We start from the raw sequence: 17,450 nt of genomic DNA, 5'->3' as shown, positions 1-17,450 counted from the left end.
GCCATACGGTGGGGGAACCGAGGCCCTCCACTTGTAGGTAACACCTACCGCGCGCTCCGCGCGCGAACCACCGCGCTACGCGCGCTGGAAGGCCTTGGGTGGGTGAAAGAGTGCCACGATCGGCTGACATGCGGCCGACCCGCCCGCCCATCGCCGGACAATGAGGCCACCGGCGAGAAGGGGTGATCGGCGTGGCTGCCGAGTTCAAGTTCGTGGTCGATGGCATCGAACTGTCCGACGACCAGCGTGCCGCGATCGCGCATGCCGTCGCTGCCGCAGGCACCGTCGCGCTCAACGACGCCATCCAACCCGGCCAGGCCTACGTGGAGATCGGCGCGGTCAACGTGCGCAAGTGGGAGTTGGTCGGCAAACGGGTCCTACTCGGCCAGCTCGCGGAGGAGTTCAGCGACAAAGCGCAGGACATCGTCGACTTCTCGCGATGAGCGACCGCCCGCCAGGCCGCACCTGTCCGAGCAGTGACGCCGGTGACGGCACCACCGTCCTGGGAATCCTCGGTCCGCACGGGAAGGTCGTGTACACGCCGCGCGGAGCCGTGGTGACCGACGCGCTCCGAAGCGACCTGGCCTCGCCCGACAGCCCCCTGGAGTCACGGTTTCGGTTTGCCGGGCCCTGTGTCGAGGCTGCATGTGCGTTCTGGGACGGTTCCTGTCGGGCGCTCGACGCTGCCCACGAGGACTTCGACAGCGGCGTCCCGCCTGATGACACCTCCGATCTGCCTCGGTGCGGGATCAGGGACACTTGTCGTTGGTGGCACCAAGAAGGGCAGAAGGCTTGTCGGGTCTGCCCCTTCGTGAGGACGCGTGCGGTGCCGACCTAGAGACGAGTGTGCCTGGGGGCTGACGAACGGTGAGTGACTTCGACGTGTTCCTCGCCGACTGCCCCGCACGCACCACACTGGACCTCGTAGCCGATACCTGGTCGGTAGTGGTCGTGGTCGGGCTGGGCCAAGGGCCTCGCCGGTACGGGGAGTTGTTGGAGCGCATCGGCGGTATCAGCAAGAAGATGCTCACCCAGACCTTGCGCAAACTGGAGGACAACGCCCTCGTCGAACGCCGTCGGCTGGCCACGGCCCCACCCGGCGTGGAGTACCGGCTGACGGCCTTGGGACACAGCCTGCTCGAACCGGTCTCGGTACTGGCCCGGTGGGCCGAAGAGCACGCCGGGGAACTGGCCCGCGACTGACACCGAAGGGCACCGGCTGGTGCCCCACGGCTTCCTACGCTCGCCGCCATGAAGATCGCACTCCTCGGAGCCGGGGTCATGTCGGACGCGTTGGGCACTCGATGGGCGAAAGCCGGCCACGAATTGATGGTCGCCGGGCGCACGGAAGCCAAGGCACAGGCGCTGGCCAAGCAGTGGGGCGGACGTGCCGGCACGTTCCAGGAAGCGGCCGAGTTCGGGGACATCGCCCTGCTCGCGGTCCGGTACCAAGGGGTGGAGCACACCCTGGCCGAGATCGGAAAAAGCCTGCGAGGCAAGCCGATCATCGACTGCAACAACGCGGTGGAAGTCGAGAACTTCACCCTGGTCACCGAGCCGGGCCAGTCGATGGCGCAGCACATCGAGCGCGCCACGGGCGGTCACGTCGTGAAAGCCTTCAACCTCTGCCACGCCGACGTCTGGCGCCGAGACCCGCCCCTGTTCGACGGCCGCCGCCTCACCGTGCCCTACTGCACCGACCACCCGGAGGCAGGCGACCTCACCGCGCGCCTGATCGACGACCTGGGCTGCCTCCCCCTACCGGCAGGCGACCTCCGACACGCCCACCACCTCGAAGCGATGGCCGCGGTCGTCATCAGGCTGTTGTTCGGCGGACACGACCCGCAAACGGTGTTCAACCTCGTCCAGGCCTAGCGAGGTCAGGACACCTCCTCTTCCTCCACCACCCGCTGAGCACGCCCCCACGTCAGCTTCACCTTCAAATGCCCCTCGACGCCCGTCTTGGCGATCACCGCACCAGCCTCCGCGTTCAGCTTCACACCGAACTCGACCTGGACCTCGTCCGGCCGCTCGGCCATGTCGCGGAAGCTCGCCAGAGCGGTGGACGCGGCGTCGCGGACCTGGCGCATGGACTCCTCCAAGGACGCCGTGGCGGATCGGATGACGTTGCCGGCCCTCGACACCGGGGAGATCTCCGGTCCGTCCGCGGTCACCTCCACCAGGACCACGTCGTCGTCGGGCAGGCGGAAGCTGATCAGCTCGGGCACAGTTCTCCTCGGTCGGCGTCCTCGGGGTAGGACTTCTCGATGGTCTGGTCGTTCTCGGGGTCGGCGAGCACCTCGCACAGCCGGTCCACGAGGTCGTCGGTGTCCAGGCGGGGCTGGTCGGTGACGGCGGCGGTCAGGCGGCGCAGGGGTGGTGGGCGGTTCGGGTGGGGCAGGACCACGCCGATCGCGCTGGTGCTGACCAGCAGCACCGGGCCGTCGGTGTCGTCGAGCAGGAGTGCGGTGCTCCAGCCGGTGTCGAAGGACGCGGTGTCCTGCTTCTCGCCGGTGGGCAGCCGCCAGCTCGACAGGCGGTCGCCGAAGCCGCGCGGGAGCTTGCGGATGTCGGTGATGGACGTGTCCAGGTCTTCCCGCCACGAGATCAGCAGGGTGTCGCCGGTCGCGTCCAGGCCCACGGTGCCGTCGCGCTCCTTCTCGGACAGCGCGGTGACGCGGGCGGTTTCGGCCCGGGTCTCGGTGTCCCAGACGACGGCGTGCTTGCCGGCCGGCGTGGTCGTCGTCGCGGCCAGCACCCGCCAGTCGAGGCTGACGGCGGACGAGTCCACGTGGTCGGCCAGCTCCACCCGGGTCGTCGGGCCGGAGAAGTCCACTGTGGACAGACGCAGGCGGGGGCGTTCGCCCTCGTCGCCGACGATCTCCTGGACGGTGGCGGTGCGTGCGCCCGGCGCGAACCACAGGTCCGTGATCCAGCCGCGCCACGGGACGGAGTGCTCCTCGCGTGGCTGTCCGGTCCGCAGGTCCCACGTGCGGACGCGGTTCTCGGACGCGACCATCTCCGCCAGGTCGGCCACCGGGAAGGTCGGCATGACGACGGCGACGACCTTGTCGTCCGGGTCGATGGCCACCTCGGCGACGGAGGTGAGCGTGGCGCCCAGCTTCGCGGCCACCGCCACGCGCCGCGCGTCCACGTCGTAGACCACCAGGCACGCCTCGAACATGAACATGTTGACCGGGGCGCACGTGGGGTACTCGGCGGGGTCGAGCGCGGGCATGCCGTTCTCGTCTGTTGGGCCGGTGACCTTCAGCGTCCGGAAGCCGACCATCTGCACGAAGGCCACGTACCGGCCGCTGCGGCTGATGGTGACCGCGTTCGTCCGGTCGTTCGGACCGAACAGGTGGTCCAGGCGGGTGGTGGTGACGCGCTCGCCGTCGATGTCCCAGACGACGGCCCGGCGGGCGGAGTCCGTGGTGACCAGCCGTTGGCCGTCGGCGCTGACCTTCTTGGCGAAGTCGGCGTCGCCCACCGGGATCGGCCGCAGTCCCGGCGGACCGCCGCGCGGGTCGGGCTCGTTGGGGGCGCTCGCCACCACGGTGTAGTCGGGGAGCAAGCGGTCGACCTCGGTGACGCTCCAGTCCGGCAACGGGTTGATCTTCACGTCGGAGTCGGTGCGGTAGGCGCGCAACGCCATCTGCAACCCGCTGTGGCTGTCGTGGATGCGGAGGGCGGCGGCCTTGGCCGCCATGTCGTTCGCCGCCAGGGTGGCGCGCTGCCGGTCGACCGACTGCTGGGTCACCACGGCCGCGACCAGCGCCAGCACCAGGACGACGGCCACGCGCGCCGCCCGGCGCAGCCGCCGCCGGTTGCTCAGGCCCACGTACTCGCGTTCGGCGGGGGAGAGGTCGGCGCGGTGCTCGCGGGACCAGCGGTTGGCGTCGCGCAGGTCCGCCCCGGACAGCAGGCGGCGCGGCGCGGAGCGCTCGTCGGACCACCGCCGCATCCGCTGGCGCAGGGTTTCCTGCCAGGTGCGGAAGTCCCGGTACCGCGCGGCCACCTCGCGCAGCCGTGCCCAGTGGGACAGCAGGGATTCGTGCGCCAGCTCGACACCGGGTCCGGGCGCGACGCGAAGCACGAGCAGGCGGGTGGCGGCCAGCCGTTGCGCCACGGCCCACTGGTCGGCGTCCAGCTCCTCGCGGCGGGCGGTGCGGCGGACCGTCAGGTCGCCGTCGGGCAGCGGGCGGATCAGCTGCACCAGCAGGCGGGTCGCGGTCCGGCGCGCCTCCGGGTCCAGCGCGGTCCACACGTCCTCGGCGTAGGCGGCCAGCGCGCCGCGGACACCGCCCAGCTCGTCGTAGGTCTCGTGCCGCAGCAGGCCACGCCTCCGGCGCTGCCACAGCTCGGTCAAGGTGAACTGCACCAGCGGCAACGGGCTGCTCGCGGTCTGCACGTCCTCGACCACCCGGTCGACCAGGCCGGGTTCGCACTCCACCGTGCCGATCCGGGCCAGCGGACCGGTGATCGCCGCGCGCAGCTGGGAGGAGGTCAGCTCACCGACCGTCACCGGCAGCCAGCGGCCCGCCAGCTGCACGGTCGCCGGGGCGCGCAGGGCGGTGCCCAGGAACGTGTCGCGGAGGTTGAGCAGGACCGCCCAGCGCGCGGCCGGGCGCAGCGCGGCGCGCAGCACCGCCGTGAACGCCACCTGGTCGGCCTGCGGCAGGTCGAAGACCTCCTCGAACTGGTCCACGGCCACGACCAGGCGGTCCTTGCCCGACCGGTCGAGGACTGCGGCGACCACGTCCGCGATCCCGCCGCCGGCCAGGCGCGCGACCAGCGCGTCGACCCGCTCGACGTCGTCCGCCCGGCCGTGGAGCAGCCGGTCCAGCGCGGTGGCCAGCGACCGCAGCGGGGTGGACGCGTCGGAAGGCCGCAGGACCACCACGTCCACGTCGGCCAGCCTCGGCAGCACCCCGGCGCGCAGCAACGACGACTTGCCCACCCCGGACGGCCCGACCACGCACACCACCGGCGCGGTCCGCACCAGCTTCGCCACCCGCTCGGACTGCTCCTCCCGCCCGAAGAACAGGTCCGCGTCCTGCTCGTCGAACGGCCGCAGCGCGCGGAACGGCGGTTCGCGCTCGATCACGTCGGCCAACCCCGGCCACGCGGCCAGCAGCGCGTCCACGGTGATCATGTACCCGAGCTTGGGCGGCGCGCCGGTGACCCGCCGGACCACCATGCCCACCGCCGCGTCCAGCTCCGGCCCCCACACGGCCGTGCCGGAGAACCCCGGTTCCAGCCGGGCCTCCCGACCGGGCTCGCTGTGCACCTCGACCCAGCCCGTGGCCACCGGCCCGGCACGCCGCCCGTAGACCCAACTCCCGATCTCCAGCCGGTGGGGGAACCCGACCATGACCAGCTGGTCGGGGGTGAGCCCACCGGACCGGCTCAGCACCAGCGGCGTGCCGCCCTCCGGCGGCAGTTCGAGCAGGTCGAGCCCGGCGATGTCACCGCTCAGGTCGTCGCCCACGGGCACCCAGGCGGCGACCCGTGCGGCGATCCGCCGTCCGGGGGCCAGCAGCGGGAAGTCGATCTCCACCGGGCCGTCCGGCCGGGGGCCGCCTTCCCGGACGTCCAGCGCGGCGGCGACGACGTGGGCGGCGGTGAGCACGTGCGCGGGACCGGCGAGGAACCCGGCCCCGACCGGCACGTCCCCACGCCACACGCGCACCAGCGCGCCTTCCAACGGAATCCGCTCCGACACCATCCCCCGCCCCCGGTAGTGATCGACACACGCTACCTACCGCCGGCGCGCGGCACGACGAGCCGGCCGTTCCCGGCCAGTCCACCGTCCCAGCCGATGCCGGCCAGAGCCGGTGTCAGCCCCAGCCGGTGCCGGCCCCAGCCGGTGTCACCCCGAGCCGTCCAGCTCGATCGCCGCCGCTTCCTCCAGGCGGCCGAAGTCGTGGAGCCGGTGGCGCAGCAGCGTGAGCGCCTGGCGGTGGCTCGGCCCGTCCAGCTCCGGATCCTGCTCGGCGCACGACCGCCACACGTCCACCGCCTCGCGGTAGGCCTGCAACGCGCCCTCCACGTCGGCCCGGTTCGTGAGCAGGTGCCCGAGCGCGGTCAGCAGGCCGCCGAGCAGGCGGCGGTCCCTGGTGGTGGCCTCGTGGGCCGGCTCACGCAGGTGCGCGATCGCCTCCTCGATCGTGGCGACGGCTTCCCGGTGCGACCCCGCGGCGTCGTACCGCAGCGCCAGGCCGCCCAGGTAGCGGGCGAGATCGGAGCGGTGCGCGCCGGGCTCGGTCTCCACCAGGTCGCGCAGGTGCGCGACGGACTCCTCGGCGGAGGCGAGCGCGCTCTCCGGCTGCCCGAGGGCGTGCAAGACCTCTCCGAGGTAGTACAGGGAGAACGCCAGCGCCGGGCGGTGCCCGGCCTGCTCGGCCTCGGCGAGGTCGCGGTGGATGGTCACGGCCGCCTCGACGGGGCCGAGCGCTTCCGGAGCGCGACCCAGTTCCAGCAGGGTGGCCCCGACGGCGTTGAGGGACTCGGCCAGGTCCCGGCGGTGCGCGCCGGGCTCGACCCGGGCCAGCTCGCGCCGGATCTCCACGGCTGCTTCCAGCAAGGCCAAGGCGTCGTGGGCCCGGCGCAGGTCCACCAACACCGCCCCGAGCATGTGGTAGGAGTCTCCCAGGTCGACGCGCTCGGGAAGACCGGGCGCGGCGGAGGCCAGGTCGCGCCGCGCCGCGGTGGCCTCCTCGACGGCCGCCAACGCTTCCCGGTAGCGACCCAGCTGCCACAGCACGACGCCCAGGGAGTGCAGGGAGTCGGCCAAGTCGGCGCGGCGCTCCGCCGGGTCGGCGCGGGCGAGGTCGCGTCGGATCTCCACGGCTTCCTCGTGGGCCGCGAGGGCGTCGCCGAGCCGCCCCAGCCTGAGCAGGGTCATGCCGGTGCCGGACAACGACCTCGCGAGGTCGGCGCGGCGCCCGGCCGGGTCGGCGTGGGTCAGGTCGCGTCGGATCCGGAGGGCTCGTTCGTCGGCCGCCAGGGCTTCGCGGTCGCGACCCAGTTCCGACAAGGTGGTCGCCAGGCCGTAGAGGGATCGGGCCAGCTCCGGCAGGTGCTGGTCGGGCTCCAGGTCGGCGAGCTCGCGGCGGATCTCGACGGCCTCCGCGGCGGGGGCGAGGGCCTCCGCGTACCGGCCCAGGTCCCTGAGGTGGTGGGCGAGGTATGCCAGCGACTGCGCGAGTTCCGGCCGGTGCCCGCCGTCCTCGGCCCGACGGCGGTGGTGGTCGACGAGGAGGCGGCCGTGGGCCACGAACAGGTGGGTCATCGCCGGGTGCGGGACCAGCGCGACGAGGCGTTCGCGCGCGTCCGGGTGGATGGCGACCGCCTCGCTGTCGACGAGGGCGGCCAGGGCGCGGTCGAGCCGGTGGTCACCGGCGCCGGTGGACAGGATCGCCGTGATCGTCTCGGGCAGGACGGCGGGTCGGGGCGCGAGGAGGGCGGACAGGACGTCCAGGGCGTCGGCGTGGTCGGTGTGCGCGGCGACCAGGATCGGTGCGGCGACGGGCATGTCGTCGTCGGTGAGCAGGCGTGGGGCGCGGGACAGCGTGTTCAGCACCAGTCGTTCCGCCACCAGGTGCGGGCGCAGGTCGAGTCGGTGGTCCGGACCGGGTGGGTAGCGGCGGAGCGCCCAGCGGGCCACGGCGACCCTGGACTCCTGGGCCGCGTCGTGGGCGAACTGCGGGACCCGGCGTAGCAGCCGTGCCGCGTGGTCGAGGTCGTCGGCCGGCAGGAGGAGCAGGACGGTGACGGCCTCGGCGAGCACCTCGACGTCACAGCCCCGGGGGAGCTCGGGCAGGTCGGCCCGCCAACCCCGTTGTTCCAGGGCGACCAGCTCGGTGACCAGTTCGGCCGGCGACCAGGTCCGGGTCCGCGTGCGGCCCAACACCGCGAGCAGCGCGCGGGCGTGCAGCACCAGCGGGGTGTCGTCGTCGGACCCGACCGGCCGGTCCGGGACGTCCGGCGGGGCCACGCGCAGCGCCGTGGCGTAGGCGCGCACCGCCTGGGCGTACCAGCGCTGCCGGTCTCCGGCCTCGCCGACCGGCGCCAACGCCTCCCCGCGCCGCAGTTCCGGCAGCAGCGCCTCCGGCAGGTCGGGCAGCGCCTCGGCGGTGCGGCTCAGCAGGAGGACGCGGACCAGGTCCGGGTGCCTCGTGGCCGTGCCGACCAGGGTTTCGAGGGTGCCCGCCGGAACGCGGTCGGCGTCGTCGACGACGACCAGCGTCGGGTCGCCGGCGGCGACGATCCGTTCCACCAGGCCGTCCCCGGCGCCCTGGAGGCGACCCGCCGCCCACCCCGGCGGCAGGGACTCCGCCACGGCCAACGCCAACCGGCTCTTGCCCACCCCGGCCGGCCCGGTCACCACCCGCACCACACCCGGACCGCGCCGCACGCACCAGTCGAGCAGACGGGCGTGGACGCCGCCGCGCCCCCACAACGGCGTGGGGCTGAACGGCGCGGTCAGCCAATGCGCCACCGCCCGGCCACCCCCGTCGGCCTCCGGTGGAGTGGGCCGAAGCGGCCCCAGAAGTGCGTCGCGGGCCGTCCGCGCGTCGGCGCGGTCCTGGGCCGCCTGCCACGTCGACAGCGCCACCTGGGTCGCGACCAGCACCGCGAGCGCGGCGGCCACCACCCACGCGAACTCGTCGGTGGCGAGGTTGGTCAGCACGCCCACGCCGGCGGCGGTGATCACCGACACGGCCCCGTGCCACCACCGCAGTCCCCGTAATCGCCTCACACCGGGAACTGTCGCAGGCCGGACCGCGTCCGTGGTGCAGGTTGGGCGTTGCACGTTCCGCGCGCGCCGCGGCACATACCTGTCATGGAGACAGACAAGCCTGGTGGGATGGGGGCGCTGGCCCCGGTGGTGTGGAGGGGACGTGGGCGATGACCACCGTGGTTTCGACGAGTACTTCCGGGGCGATCATGCCCGGCTCGTGGCGTTCGTCGTGAAGCTCGGCCACGGGCTCCAGGACGCCGAGGACGTCGCGGCGGAGGCGATGACCCAGCTGTACGTGCAGTGGGACGTGGTGCGGCAACCGCAGGCGTGGGTGCGGTTGGTCGCTCGTCGCCTGGCGGCGCGGCGCGCCCGCCGAGAGGTCGAACGGGTCGTCCGCGAGGAGTTGGCCGGCCGTGCGGCGCCCGTCGTGGACCAGCCCTCCGTCGAGGTCGAGAACGCGCTGTGGCTGGCCGGCGTGCTGGACGCTCTCGGGACGCGCGAGCGGGAGGTGTTGGTGTTGACGCTGGAAGGGTTCACGACGTGGCAGATCGCCGAGCACTTGGGGATCGAGCCGGCGACGGTGCGGTCCCACCTGCGGCGTGCGCGTCAGCGGTTGAAGGGCCACCCGGTGCTCGCGGTCGCGCTTCCGGAGCAGGGGAGGACCGATGGCTGAGGACATCGAGCGACACCTGACCGCCGTCGACGACGCCCTGAACGCGGCGGACGCGGCTCTGACCGCCGAGGTCGCGCGGGTGGTCGACGTGGAGGCGGCGTTGGAGCGGGTGAAGCGGGCCGGCCTGCGGCGCGTCACGACCGCGCTCGACGAGGTGGACATAGCTGCCGCGCCGCCGATCATCGGGCTCTGACGGCGACCGTGCCGTCTGGGAGCGCTAACAACCATTGACAACTCGCAGGGGCGCACGGTCCCATAGTGCTCGCCAGCGCGCCGAAAGCGGAGGGCCGTCGGTTGTTAGCGATAACATCCGGCGGCCCGAAGCCCCTCGGCGTGGTGAGACGAGAGGAGTGCCCGATGACCGTGCGCCCTTCCCGACAACGGCGACGGCTGCGTGCCGTGGTGGTGTCGGCGTTGGTGGCCCTGTTGGCCGGCCTGGTGACGCCGGCGGCCTCGGCGTCGCCGGCGGTGCAGTACACGAACCCGCTGGCCAACCAACGCGCCGACCCGCACATCTTCAAGCACACCGACGGCTTCTACTACTTCACCGCGACCGCGCCCGAGTACGACCGGATCATCCTGCGGCGCGCGACCACCATCCAAGGCCTGGCGAGCGCCCCGGAGTCGGTGATCTGGCGGCGGCACAGCTCCGGGGAGATGGGCGCGCACATCTGGGCGCCGGAGATCCACTTCATCAACGGCAAGTGGTACGTCTACTTCGCCGCCGGCCGCACCGACGACATCTGGCGCATCCGCCCGTACGTGCTGGAGAACTCCAGCGCCGACCCGTTCACCGGCACGTGGGTGGAACGCGGCCGGGTGAACGTCCCCTGGGACACCTTCTCCCTGGACATGTCCACCTTCGTCGTCAACGGCGTGCGCTACCTGACGTGGGCGCAGGCGGAGCCGGGCATCGCCACCAACTCCAACCTCTACCTGGCCCGGATGGGCGCGACCCCCTGGCAGATCACCGGAACCGTGGCGCGGTTGACCGTTCCCACGCTGGACTGGGAGACCCGCGGCGGCGTCAAGGTCGCCGAAGGCCCGACGGTGATCCAGCGCAACGGCCGCGTCTTCCTCACCTACTCGGCCAGCGCGACCGACCACAACTACTGCCTGGGCATGCTGACCGCGTCGGCCTCGGCGGACCTGCTCAACCCGGCGTCCTGGACCAAGGGCCAGAGCCCGGTGTTCGCGAGCAACGCGGCGACCGGCCAATACGGCCCCGGCCACAACTCGTTCACCGTGTCCGAGGACGGGCAGAGCGACATCCTGGTCTACCACGACCGCAACTACCGCGACATCTCCGGCGACCCGCTGCGCGACCCGAACCGGCGCACCCGCGTGCAGAAGGTCTACTGGAACGCCGACGGCACACCGAACTTCGGCATCCCCGTGGCCGACGGGGTCACGCCCGTGCGGCTCAAGTCCCACAACTTCCCCGACCGGTTCATCCGGCACTGGGAGTACCGCGCGCGGATCGAAGCGAACGTGAACCCGTTGGCGGACTCGCAGTTCCGGATCGTCCCCGGCCTGGCGGGTTCGGGCACGGTGTCGTTGGAGTCGACCAACTTCCCCGGCTACTACCTGCGCCACCGCAACTACGAGGTCTGGGTGGAGCGCAACGACGGCAGCGCGACCTTCCGCGGTGACGCGTCCTTCTTCCGCCGCGCGGGCTTGGCGTCGAGTTCGGCCGTGTCGTTCGAGGCGACCAACGTGCCGGGCTACTACCTGCGGCACTACGACTACCTGATGACCCTGCGGACCGCCACGGACGCGGTCGGCCGGGCCGACGCCACGTTCGTGCTGGAGTGACCGAAGCCGTCCACCCGAAGGAGAGGCGATGAAGCCGATCTCTGCCCTTGGCCTGGTGTCCGCGTTGGTGCTGTCGATGCTGATCGGCGCGCCCATCGCCCAAGCCGCCGGTCCGGCGCCGCACTACCTGATGACGGCGTTCACCAACAGCAGCGAGTCGAACATGTACGTCTACGACTCGACGAACGCCACCAACTTCGACCTGGTGCGCGGCAACGCCTACCGGCCGCCTTCGGGCCTGATCCGCGACCCCAGCGTCATCCGGCACACCGACGGCTACTACTACCTCGTCTACACCACCGGCTGGACGGGCAACACCATCGGCTTCGCCCGCAGCGCCGACTACACGACGTGGACGTTCCTGCGCAACGTCGTGGTGGGCTTGAACGGCTCGACCGGCAGCACGTGGGCGCCGGAGTGGTTCCGCGACTCCGACGGCAGCGTCCACGTGGTGTTCTCGGCCTCCACCACAGGCACCGCGGGCCAGTTCCGGCCCTACCGGATCACCGCCACCAACGCCGACCTGTCGGCGTGGACGTCGCCGGTCGCGCTGGGCATCCCGGCCAACTTCATCGACAGCTTCATCGTCAAGGTCGGCGGCACGTACCACAACTTCCTCAAGAACGAGACCACCAAGTACATCGAGCACGCCACCGCGACCTCGCTCAACGGCCCGTGGCAGTTCGTCGGCACCGGAAACTGGGCCGGGTGGGGTTCGGGTCTGGAAGGACCGGCGCTGGTGCGGCTGCCGGACGGTCGCTGGCGGATCTACTTCGACCAGTACAGCGCCGGCCGCTACTTCTACGCCGACAGCTCCGACCTGGGCACGTTCGGCGCGAAGGTCGAACTCCCCGGCCTGTCCGGCACCGCGCGGCACTTCACCGTGCTGCGGGAGGACGTCGGCGACAGCACCGCCGTGCCCACCGGCCGCCGTTCGCTGCGGTCGGCCAACTTCCCCGACCGCTACGTCCGGCACCGCGACAACCTCGTCTACATCGACCCGATGAGCACCGCGCAGGACCGCACCGACGCCACGTTCTCGATCGTGGCGGGGTTGGCGAACTCGAACTGCTACTCCTTCGAGGCGGTCAACTTCCCGGGGATGTACCTGCGGCACAACAACATGCGGTTGACGCTGGCGCGCAACGACGGGTCGGCGGTGTTCCGCGGTGACGCGACGTTCTGCGGCCGGGCGGGGCTCGCCGGTAGTGGCACCACGTCGTTCGAGTCCTTCAACTTCCCGGGCCGCTACCTGCGGCACTACGGCTACGAGTTGCGGTTGGACCCGCGTGTCTCCGGTTCCGTGTTCGCCGGCGATGCCTCGTTCACCGTGACCACGCCCCTGGCGTGACAGCTCTCGTTGTTCTCGCGCCGAACCCCCGGCCTGCCACACGTCTGTGGGCGGGTCCGGGGGTTCGGCGCTGCGGGAGCCATGCCCCGGTGCGGCCCTCGGCGGTCAGCGCAGTGGGGGAGAGGCGAGCTTCGCCAGTTCCAGCGCCTGTTCCGGCCACCACCGGCCGGCCGCCGGTCCGCCCTGGCACTCGCCGTCGGACTCGCCCGGCCGCTTGACCCACAGGAACGCGTCCACCAGCGGGATGCCGGTGTCGGCGGTCGGGCGTGCGCCCAGGCCGCGGCCCGGCGGGTTGCACCAGTCGGTCTCACCGGGGCCGGGGGTGTAGTGGCCCTGGCCGTTGCGGCTGGTGTCCAGCACGAAGTGGGTCATGCCGGGCTTGTGCACGGGCAGCGCGTCCAGTTCGGCCTCAGACGGGCAGCGCTCCGCACCCTTCGACCGCAGCTGGATGCACTTCGACACCCGCGTCCCGTACCGGACGAGGTCTTCGGTGGTGCGGTAGTTGGACGTGTTGAGGGCGAACCCGTCGGCCCGCGCCACGCCGCCGCGCAGCAACCGGTTCACGATGCCGGACTGCTGCCGGGGCTCGCCGTAGCCCGCGTCGTAGTCGTCGAGCGCTTGCCACGCGGAGTGGCCCGCGTCGAGGTAGACCCGCGTGTGCTTGCCGCGCTTGAGCGCGTCCACGGCGTGGTTGATCTCCCGGTACCGCTGGGGCACCAGCTCCTCGTCGGGGCCGATGGTGCACCACGGCTCGCTGGTCAGCAGGGCGAGGCCGTCCGGCTCGACCACGACCACGGCCTTGTCGTCACCGATGCCCTGCGCGAAGGCGTCGATCCACTCCTTGTACTCCTGCTCGCTCTTCGCGCCGCCCGCCGACCACTGGGAGCAGTCCCGGTAGGGCACGAAGTAGGCCACGAGCACCGGCACCCGGCCCTGCGCCTTGGCTGCCTTGACCACCCGCCGCACGCCGTCGCGCACCTGGTCCGCGCCCGGCGTGGTGAACCAGATCGCCTGGGCGTGGCCGGCCATCGCGTCCATCAGTTCGGCGTCTGCGGTGCGGCCCTCCTGCCGCCAGATCGCGGCTTGGCGTGCGGCGCCGCTGTCGGGGTCGACGTAGAACTGGGTGCCCTTCGGCAGGTGCGGCGGTCCCGGCGGGGCGGCCATGCCGGTGCCGGCGGTCGCGGTGCCGATCCCGGTCCCGGCGGTCACCGTCGCGGTGAACGCCCCGGCGATCAGCGCGGCGGCGGCCAGGCCGGCCAGGGCGCTCCGACGTCTTGTTGCTCGCTTGTCCACGTCCTCTGCTCCTCCTCACCGTCGAGGGGTCCTGGGAGCGCTCCCAAGAATCCGCTGAAGCATGGATGGTCGGGACGCGGACCACAAGCCCCGGGTTTCAGCAGTCGATGTGGTCGGCAGTCGACGGGTTCGGCAGCCGGCGGGTTCAGCAGCCGATGCGGTCGACGCCGAGTGCGAGGTCGTCCAGCCACACGTCGTAGGCGCCGTTGTTGGGCTGGTAGAGCTGCCAGCCGAACTTGACCGCGTCGAACCGGGGGAAGAGGAAGTCGACGGGGTTGCCGCCGTGGTCCTTGGTGGACACGGTGAGGTCCGGCTTGGGCTGGCCGTCGATCCACACGGTGACGCGGTTGTCGGTCGCGTCCATCCGCCACTCCACGCACTGCCACCGGCCGGCCTCGGACGGGGCCGACTCGCGCCAGTTCGTCCAGTCGCCGGTCGGCCCGCCGTCGGCCCCGACGCCCCACAGCGCCTTGTCGAGCGTCGGCACGTACTGCCCGCCGAGCGGTCGGATGATCTCCGGGCCCACCCCGGTGGCCTCCACGAGCGTGTAGTGCGCCCAGTCGGGCGTGGTCGGGAAGGCCGCCACGCGGAGGCGGAGGCGGCCGTGGAAGCTGTTGCCCGGCGCGGCGAAGTGGTCGACCCGCAGGAACGCGCGCCCGTTGCCGACCGTGTGGGCGTGCAGGACCTTGTTCCGGCCCTGCCGTTCGACGGTCAGCGTGCCGTCCTTGGTGTCCACGCCCCACTTCAGGCTGGTCGCCCCGCCGGTGCGCACGTGCTCGAAGTCCTCGCAGAACAGCAGATCGGTGCGTGAGCAAGGCGCCGGCCGCGCATCGGCCGACGCGGCGTTGAGCACGGCGCCGAGCACGGCGGTGGGCACGGCGACCAACGCGGCCAGGCAGGCCGTCAAGAACCGCTTCCGCACAACGATCCCCTCCAGGGCGATTCGGTGACAATTCCGTGACACGACAGGCGGTCCCCGACGCTACGGCACGCCTGGGAGCGTTCCCAATGATCCGTTCGGAGCCACCCGCTCCGGCTTTCGGCGTGCCGACCGACCCTCGACGGTGGCACGCCCACACCGGGGAACCGTGGGAATTGATGTCACGAATAGTGCAGCGTTACGGTTGCCAAACGGCTCTATGGGGTGATTTCCGTGTTCTTTGGGGAGCGGAGGTCGCACCCAATGCGGGAATTGCTGACACGGAAAGTCGGCTCCTATTGTGCGAAAGGATCGGAGTTCGTCATCCGTCACTTCGTCGAAGGAGGAAGGTCATGACGAGGACCGCAAGAGCGCTCGCCGTGTCGCTGTTCGGGATCGCCCTCATGCTCGGCTCGACCGTAGCGGCCACAGCGGCTCCCACCAGCGCTTCGGAAGAGCCGAGACGGGATGTCCTCGGTGGCGTGAACCTGTGGGAGTTCTGCCGCAAGCTGGGTCACGCCGACGTCACCAACGAGCACCCGCACACGGTGTGGACCTGGTACTGCGTCAAGTACGGCGGCGGCCTGGAGGACATCAACATGTACGCCGCCTGCCAGTGGCAGTACAACAAGCAATGGGCCAAGCCGGACTACTGGAACGAGCAGGACGAATACAGTTGGTACTGCTACCTCGACTGATCACATCGGGTGCCGGTGGGCGGTTCCGGCCGCCCACCGGGGCTGTTCAGAACACCGGGGCGGTTCAGAACACCGACAGGCCGGTGAGAGTGGTGAAGCGGTCGAGCGCGTCGACCCCTGTGACCGAGTTGCCGTGGCGGTCCAACGCCGGGCTCCACACGCACAGCGTGCACCGTCCGGGTACTACGGCGAGGATCCCGCCACCGACACCGCTCTTGCCCGGCAGCCCGACCCGGAAGGCGAACTCGCCGGCCGCGTCGTAGGCGCCGCAGGTGAGCATGATCGAGTTGATCCGCTTGGCTGCGCTGCGGTCGAGCAGGCGGGTTCCGTTGTGGCGGAGGCCGTGGCGGGCCAGGAAGAGGCCGGCGGTGGCCAGGTCGCGGCAGCTCATCGCGATCGAGCACTGCCAGAAGTAGTGGTCCAGGACGTCGGAGACCGGGTTCTCCAGGTTGCCGTAGCTGGCCATGAAGTGGGCGAGCGCGGCGTTGCGGTCGCCTCGGGCGGTCTCCGAGCGGGCTACTTCCGGGTCGAAGTCGATTGCTGGGTTGCCGCTCTCCGCGCGCAACAGCTCCAGCACCGCGTTCTTGGCGTCGCCGGTCAGGGTCAGCAGGCGGTCGGTCACCACCAGGGCGCCTGCGTTGATGAAGGGGTTGCGTGGTATGCCGTCTTCGTGTTCTAGCTGCACCAGCGAGTTGAACGGGTTTCCTGACGGTTCCCGGCCCACGCGTGCCCACAGGGAACCACCGTCTTCGGCTAGTGCGAGGGCTAGCGAGAACACCTTGGAGATGCTCTGGATGGAGAACGGTGTCAGCCAGTCTTCGACGCCCAGGGCTTCGCCGTTGACGTCTGCCACGGCGAAGCCGAACGCGGTGGGGTCGACTCCGGACAGTGCTGGGATGTAGTCCGCGACCCGTCCTGACGTGCCTGCGTTGGGGCCTACCTCGTCGGCGATTTCTTGCAGGATGGGGAGTAGCCGCCGTGCCTCGGTGGTCGACAGGTTCTCAACCGTCACAACGGCTCCTCCGGGTGTTGCGGGCGGGCTGCGTCGCGACCCTAGCTGTCATGGGTCAGCGTTGGCGGAGGCGGGCGTTCTCCTGTTCGAGCTCGGTGATCCGGGCGCGGAGTGTGCCGAGGGCTTGCTCTACGGCGTCGCGCGGGAAGAGTTGGGGGATGTGCTGGCGGCAGTTCCAGTCGTAGGCCTCGACGTCGATGAGCAGTGCGCGCTCGACCTTGGCCCGGTAGTCCGGCGAGGCGAGCCGTTCCAGGACCTCGGGGGATTCGTCGACGCGGGCGCGGCCGATGAGCTTGAGGCGGGTGCGGTTGGCGTAGTCCATGAGGAAGAGCGACACGCGGTTGTCGTGGTCCAGGTTGCCGAGGGTGATGTATTGGCGGTTGCCGCGGAAGTCGGCGAAGCCGAGGGTGTGCTGGTCCAGGACTCGGAGGAAGCCAGGTGGGCCGCCGCGGTGCTGGATGTAGGGCCAGCCGGTTGTGCCTACGGTGGCTAGGTAGAAGCTGTCTCGTTCGGCGATGAATGCTGCCTCGTCGGAGCCGATGCGGTCTGGGGTTGGGGTGGCGGCGTCGGCCATGCGGGCGTAGGCGTCTCTGCTGCCGTGGTGTTGCTGGTGGAGTTGGACGTCGGGGGTGAACATGACTTGGGCGAAGCGGCTGGTCATCTGCCCTCCAGGTTCTAACGGTTGCATACGGTAGAAACCGTTAGAACGCTGCGCTTCTTCCCGGCCGATGTCGATCTACAGCATGAGGTGGATCACGGTGCGCTCTTGGCGCGGAGCGCGTTCGAGCTTGCGAGCGCGGAGCGCGTCCGGTTTGGACCCGCGAAGCGTGGGCTTGAGGAAGCGAAGCGCAATTCCAAAGATTAAGAGAGCCTCGCCGGCGGGCAGGCCGCCAAGGATGACACAACTACAAGGGCGGGGGCTTCTTGCTTGTGTCATCCCCGT

At 71.2% G+C, this 17,450-nt stretch carries 15 protein-coding genes; 8 read left to right on the top strand and 7 right to left on the bottom strand.

Translation table 11 applies throughout. The annotated features are described in order from the left end of the window. Nucleotides 1-191: 191 nt before the first annotated feature. From WBN91_RS34580 to WBN91_RS34570, 3 genes are all read left to right on the top strand, one after another. Nucleotides 192-443 (top strand): hypothetical protein, encoded by a 252-nt coding sequence (locus WBN91_RS34580; RefSeq protein WP_337728524.1) that lies wholly within the window; start codon nucleotides 192-194, stop codon nucleotides 441-443. A gap of 424 nt (nucleotides 444-867) precedes the next feature. After that, nucleotides 868-1,203: a winged helix-turn-helix transcriptional regulator gene (locus WBN91_RS34575; RefSeq protein WP_337728523.1), complete on the top strand. Its 336-nt coding sequence runs from the start codon at nucleotides 868-870 to the stop codon at nucleotides 1,201-1,203. A 48-nt stretch (nucleotides 1,204-1,251) separates the two neighbouring features. Continuing rightward, entirely contained in the window at nucleotides 1,252-1,875 is a 624-nt protein-coding gene (locus WBN91_RS34570; RefSeq protein WP_443217847.1) for an NADPH-dependent F420 reductase, read from the top strand. Between the two features lie 5 nt (nucleotides 1,876-1,880). Here the strand turns inward: WBN91_RS34570 and WBN91_RS34565 are convergent, their stop codons facing one another. From WBN91_RS34565 to WBN91_RS34555, 3 genes are all read right to left on the bottom strand, one after another. Beyond that, a complete protein-coding gene (locus tag WBN91_RS34565) occupies nucleotides 1,881-2,228 on the bottom strand; it encodes a CU044_2847 family protein (protein WP_337728522.1) in 348 nt (115 codons plus the stop codon). After that, on the bottom strand, nucleotides 2,216-5,692 hold the full coding sequence (locus tag WBN91_RS34560) for a serine protease (RefSeq protein ID WP_337728521.1): 3,477 nt from the start codon (nucleotides 5,690-5,692) through the stop codon (nucleotides 2,216-2,218). Before WBN91_RS34560 ends, WBN91_RS34565 begins: the two co-directional genes overlap by 13 nt. Nucleotides 5,693-5,872: 180 nt before the next feature. Then, a complete protein-coding gene (locus tag WBN91_RS34555) occupies nucleotides 5,873-8,764 on the bottom strand; it encodes a tetratricopeptide repeat protein (RefSeq protein ID WP_337728520.1) in 2,892 nt (963 codons plus the stop codon). Nucleotides 8,765-8,906: 142 nt separating this feature from the next. Here WBN91_RS34555 and WBN91_RS34550 point away from each other — a divergent pair, with 142 nt between their 5' ends. The 4 genes from WBN91_RS34550 to WBN91_RS34535 all read left to right on the top strand — a co-directional run bounded on the left by WBN91_RS34550 (nucleotide 8,907) and on the right by WBN91_RS34535 (nucleotide 12,585). Beyond that, on the top strand, nucleotides 8,907-9,419 hold the full coding sequence (locus WBN91_RS34550; protein ID WP_337728519.1) for an RNA polymerase sigma factor: 513 nt from the start codon (nucleotides 8,907-8,909) through the stop codon (nucleotides 9,417-9,419). Further along, nucleotides 9,412-9,612 carry a hypothetical protein gene (locus WBN91_RS34545; protein ID WP_337728518.1) on the top strand — a complete coding sequence of 67 codons (201 nt, stop codon included), beginning with the start codon at nucleotides 9,412-9,414 and terminating at the stop codon, nucleotides 9,610-9,612. The genes WBN91_RS34550 and WBN91_RS34545 overlap by 8 nt, the downstream gene beginning before the upstream one ends. Before the next feature lie 164 nt (nucleotides 9,613-9,776). Beyond that, nucleotides 9,777-11,234, top strand: a complete 1,458-nt coding sequence (locus tag WBN91_RS34540) for a family 43 glycosylhydrolase (protein WP_337728517.1) — start codon at nucleotides 9,777-9,779, stop codon at nucleotides 11,232-11,234. Between the two features lie 28 nt (nucleotides 11,235-11,262). After that, nucleotides 11,263-12,585, top strand: a complete 1,323-nt coding sequence (locus tag WBN91_RS34535; RefSeq protein WP_337728516.1) for a glycoside hydrolase family 43 protein — start codon at nucleotides 11,263-11,265, stop codon at nucleotides 12,583-12,585. A 105-nt stretch (nucleotides 12,586-12,690) separates the two neighbouring features. On the opposite strand, the gene WBN91_RS34530 is transcribed toward WBN91_RS34535, so the two are convergent. Beyond that, nucleotides 12,691-13,878 (bottom strand): glycoside hydrolase family 6 protein, encoded by a 1,188-nt coding sequence (locus WBN91_RS34530; protein WP_337728515.1) that lies wholly within the window; start codon nucleotides 13,876-13,878, stop codon nucleotides 12,691-12,693. A 145-nt stretch (nucleotides 13,879-14,023) separates the two neighbouring features. Beyond that, nucleotides 14,024-14,800 (bottom strand): hypothetical protein, encoded by a 777-nt coding sequence (locus WBN91_RS34525; protein ID WP_337728514.1) that lies wholly within the window; start codon nucleotides 14,798-14,800, stop codon nucleotides 14,024-14,026. Nucleotides 14,801-15,150: 350 nt separating this feature from the next. Between WBN91_RS34525 and WBN91_RS34520 the strand changes: the two genes are divergently transcribed. Beyond that, nucleotides 15,151-15,495 (top strand): hypothetical protein, encoded by a 345-nt coding sequence (locus tag WBN91_RS34520; protein ID WP_337728513.1) that lies wholly within the window; start codon nucleotides 15,151-15,153, stop codon nucleotides 15,493-15,495. 64 nt (nucleotides 15,496-15,559) lie between these two features. Here WBN91_RS34520 and WBN91_RS34515 read toward each other — a convergent pair whose 3' ends face one another. Both WBN91_RS34515 and WBN91_RS34510 read right to left on the bottom strand, forming a co-directional pair. Then, nucleotides 15,560-16,459, bottom strand: coding sequence for a glutaminase (locus tag WBN91_RS34515; protein WP_337728525.1), 900 nt, complete (start codon nucleotides 16,457-16,459; stop codon nucleotides 15,560-15,562). Nucleotides 16,460-16,562: 103 nt separating this feature from the next. After that, a complete protein-coding gene (locus tag WBN91_RS34510) occupies nucleotides 16,563-17,168 on the bottom strand; it encodes a pyridoxamine 5'-phosphate oxidase family protein (protein ID WP_337728512.1) in 606 nt (201 codons plus the stop codon). Nucleotides 17,169-17,450 lie beyond the last annotated feature (282 nt).

This window comes from Saccharothrix sp. CCNWYY140, from assembly GCF_037401995.1.
Classification (GTDB): Bacteria; Actinomycetota; Actinomycetes; order Mycobacteriales; family Pseudonocardiaceae; genus Actinosynnema.
This window is presented reverse-complemented; position numbering and strand designations above follow the sequence as displayed.

Bases quoted from the DNA above. Each gene is read 5' to 3' on its own strand.
- WBN91_RS34545 (WP_337728518.1), top strand. From the start codon at position 9,412: ATGGCTGAGGACATCGAGCGACACCTGACCGCCGTCGACGACGCCCTG.
- WBN91_RS34520 (WP_337728513.1), top strand. From the start codon at position 15,151: ATGACGAGGACCGCAAGAGCGCTCGCCGTGTCGCTGTTCGGGATCGCC.
- WBN91_RS34510 (WP_337728512.1), bottom strand. From the start codon at position 17,168: ATGACCAGCCGCTTCGCCCAAGTCATGTTCACCCCCGACGTCCAACTC.
- WBN91_RS34535 (WP_337728516.1), top strand. From the start codon at position 11,263: ATGAAGCCGATCTCTGCCCTTGGCCTGGTGTCCGCGTTGGTGCTGTCG.
- WBN91_RS34570 (WP_443217847.1), top strand. From the start codon at position 1,252: ATGAAGATCGCACTCCTCGGAGCCGGGGTCATGTCGGACGCGTTGGGC.
- WBN91_RS34540 (WP_337728517.1), top strand. From the start codon at position 9,777: ATGACCGTGCGCCCTTCCCGACAACGGCGACGGCTGCGTGCCGTGGTG.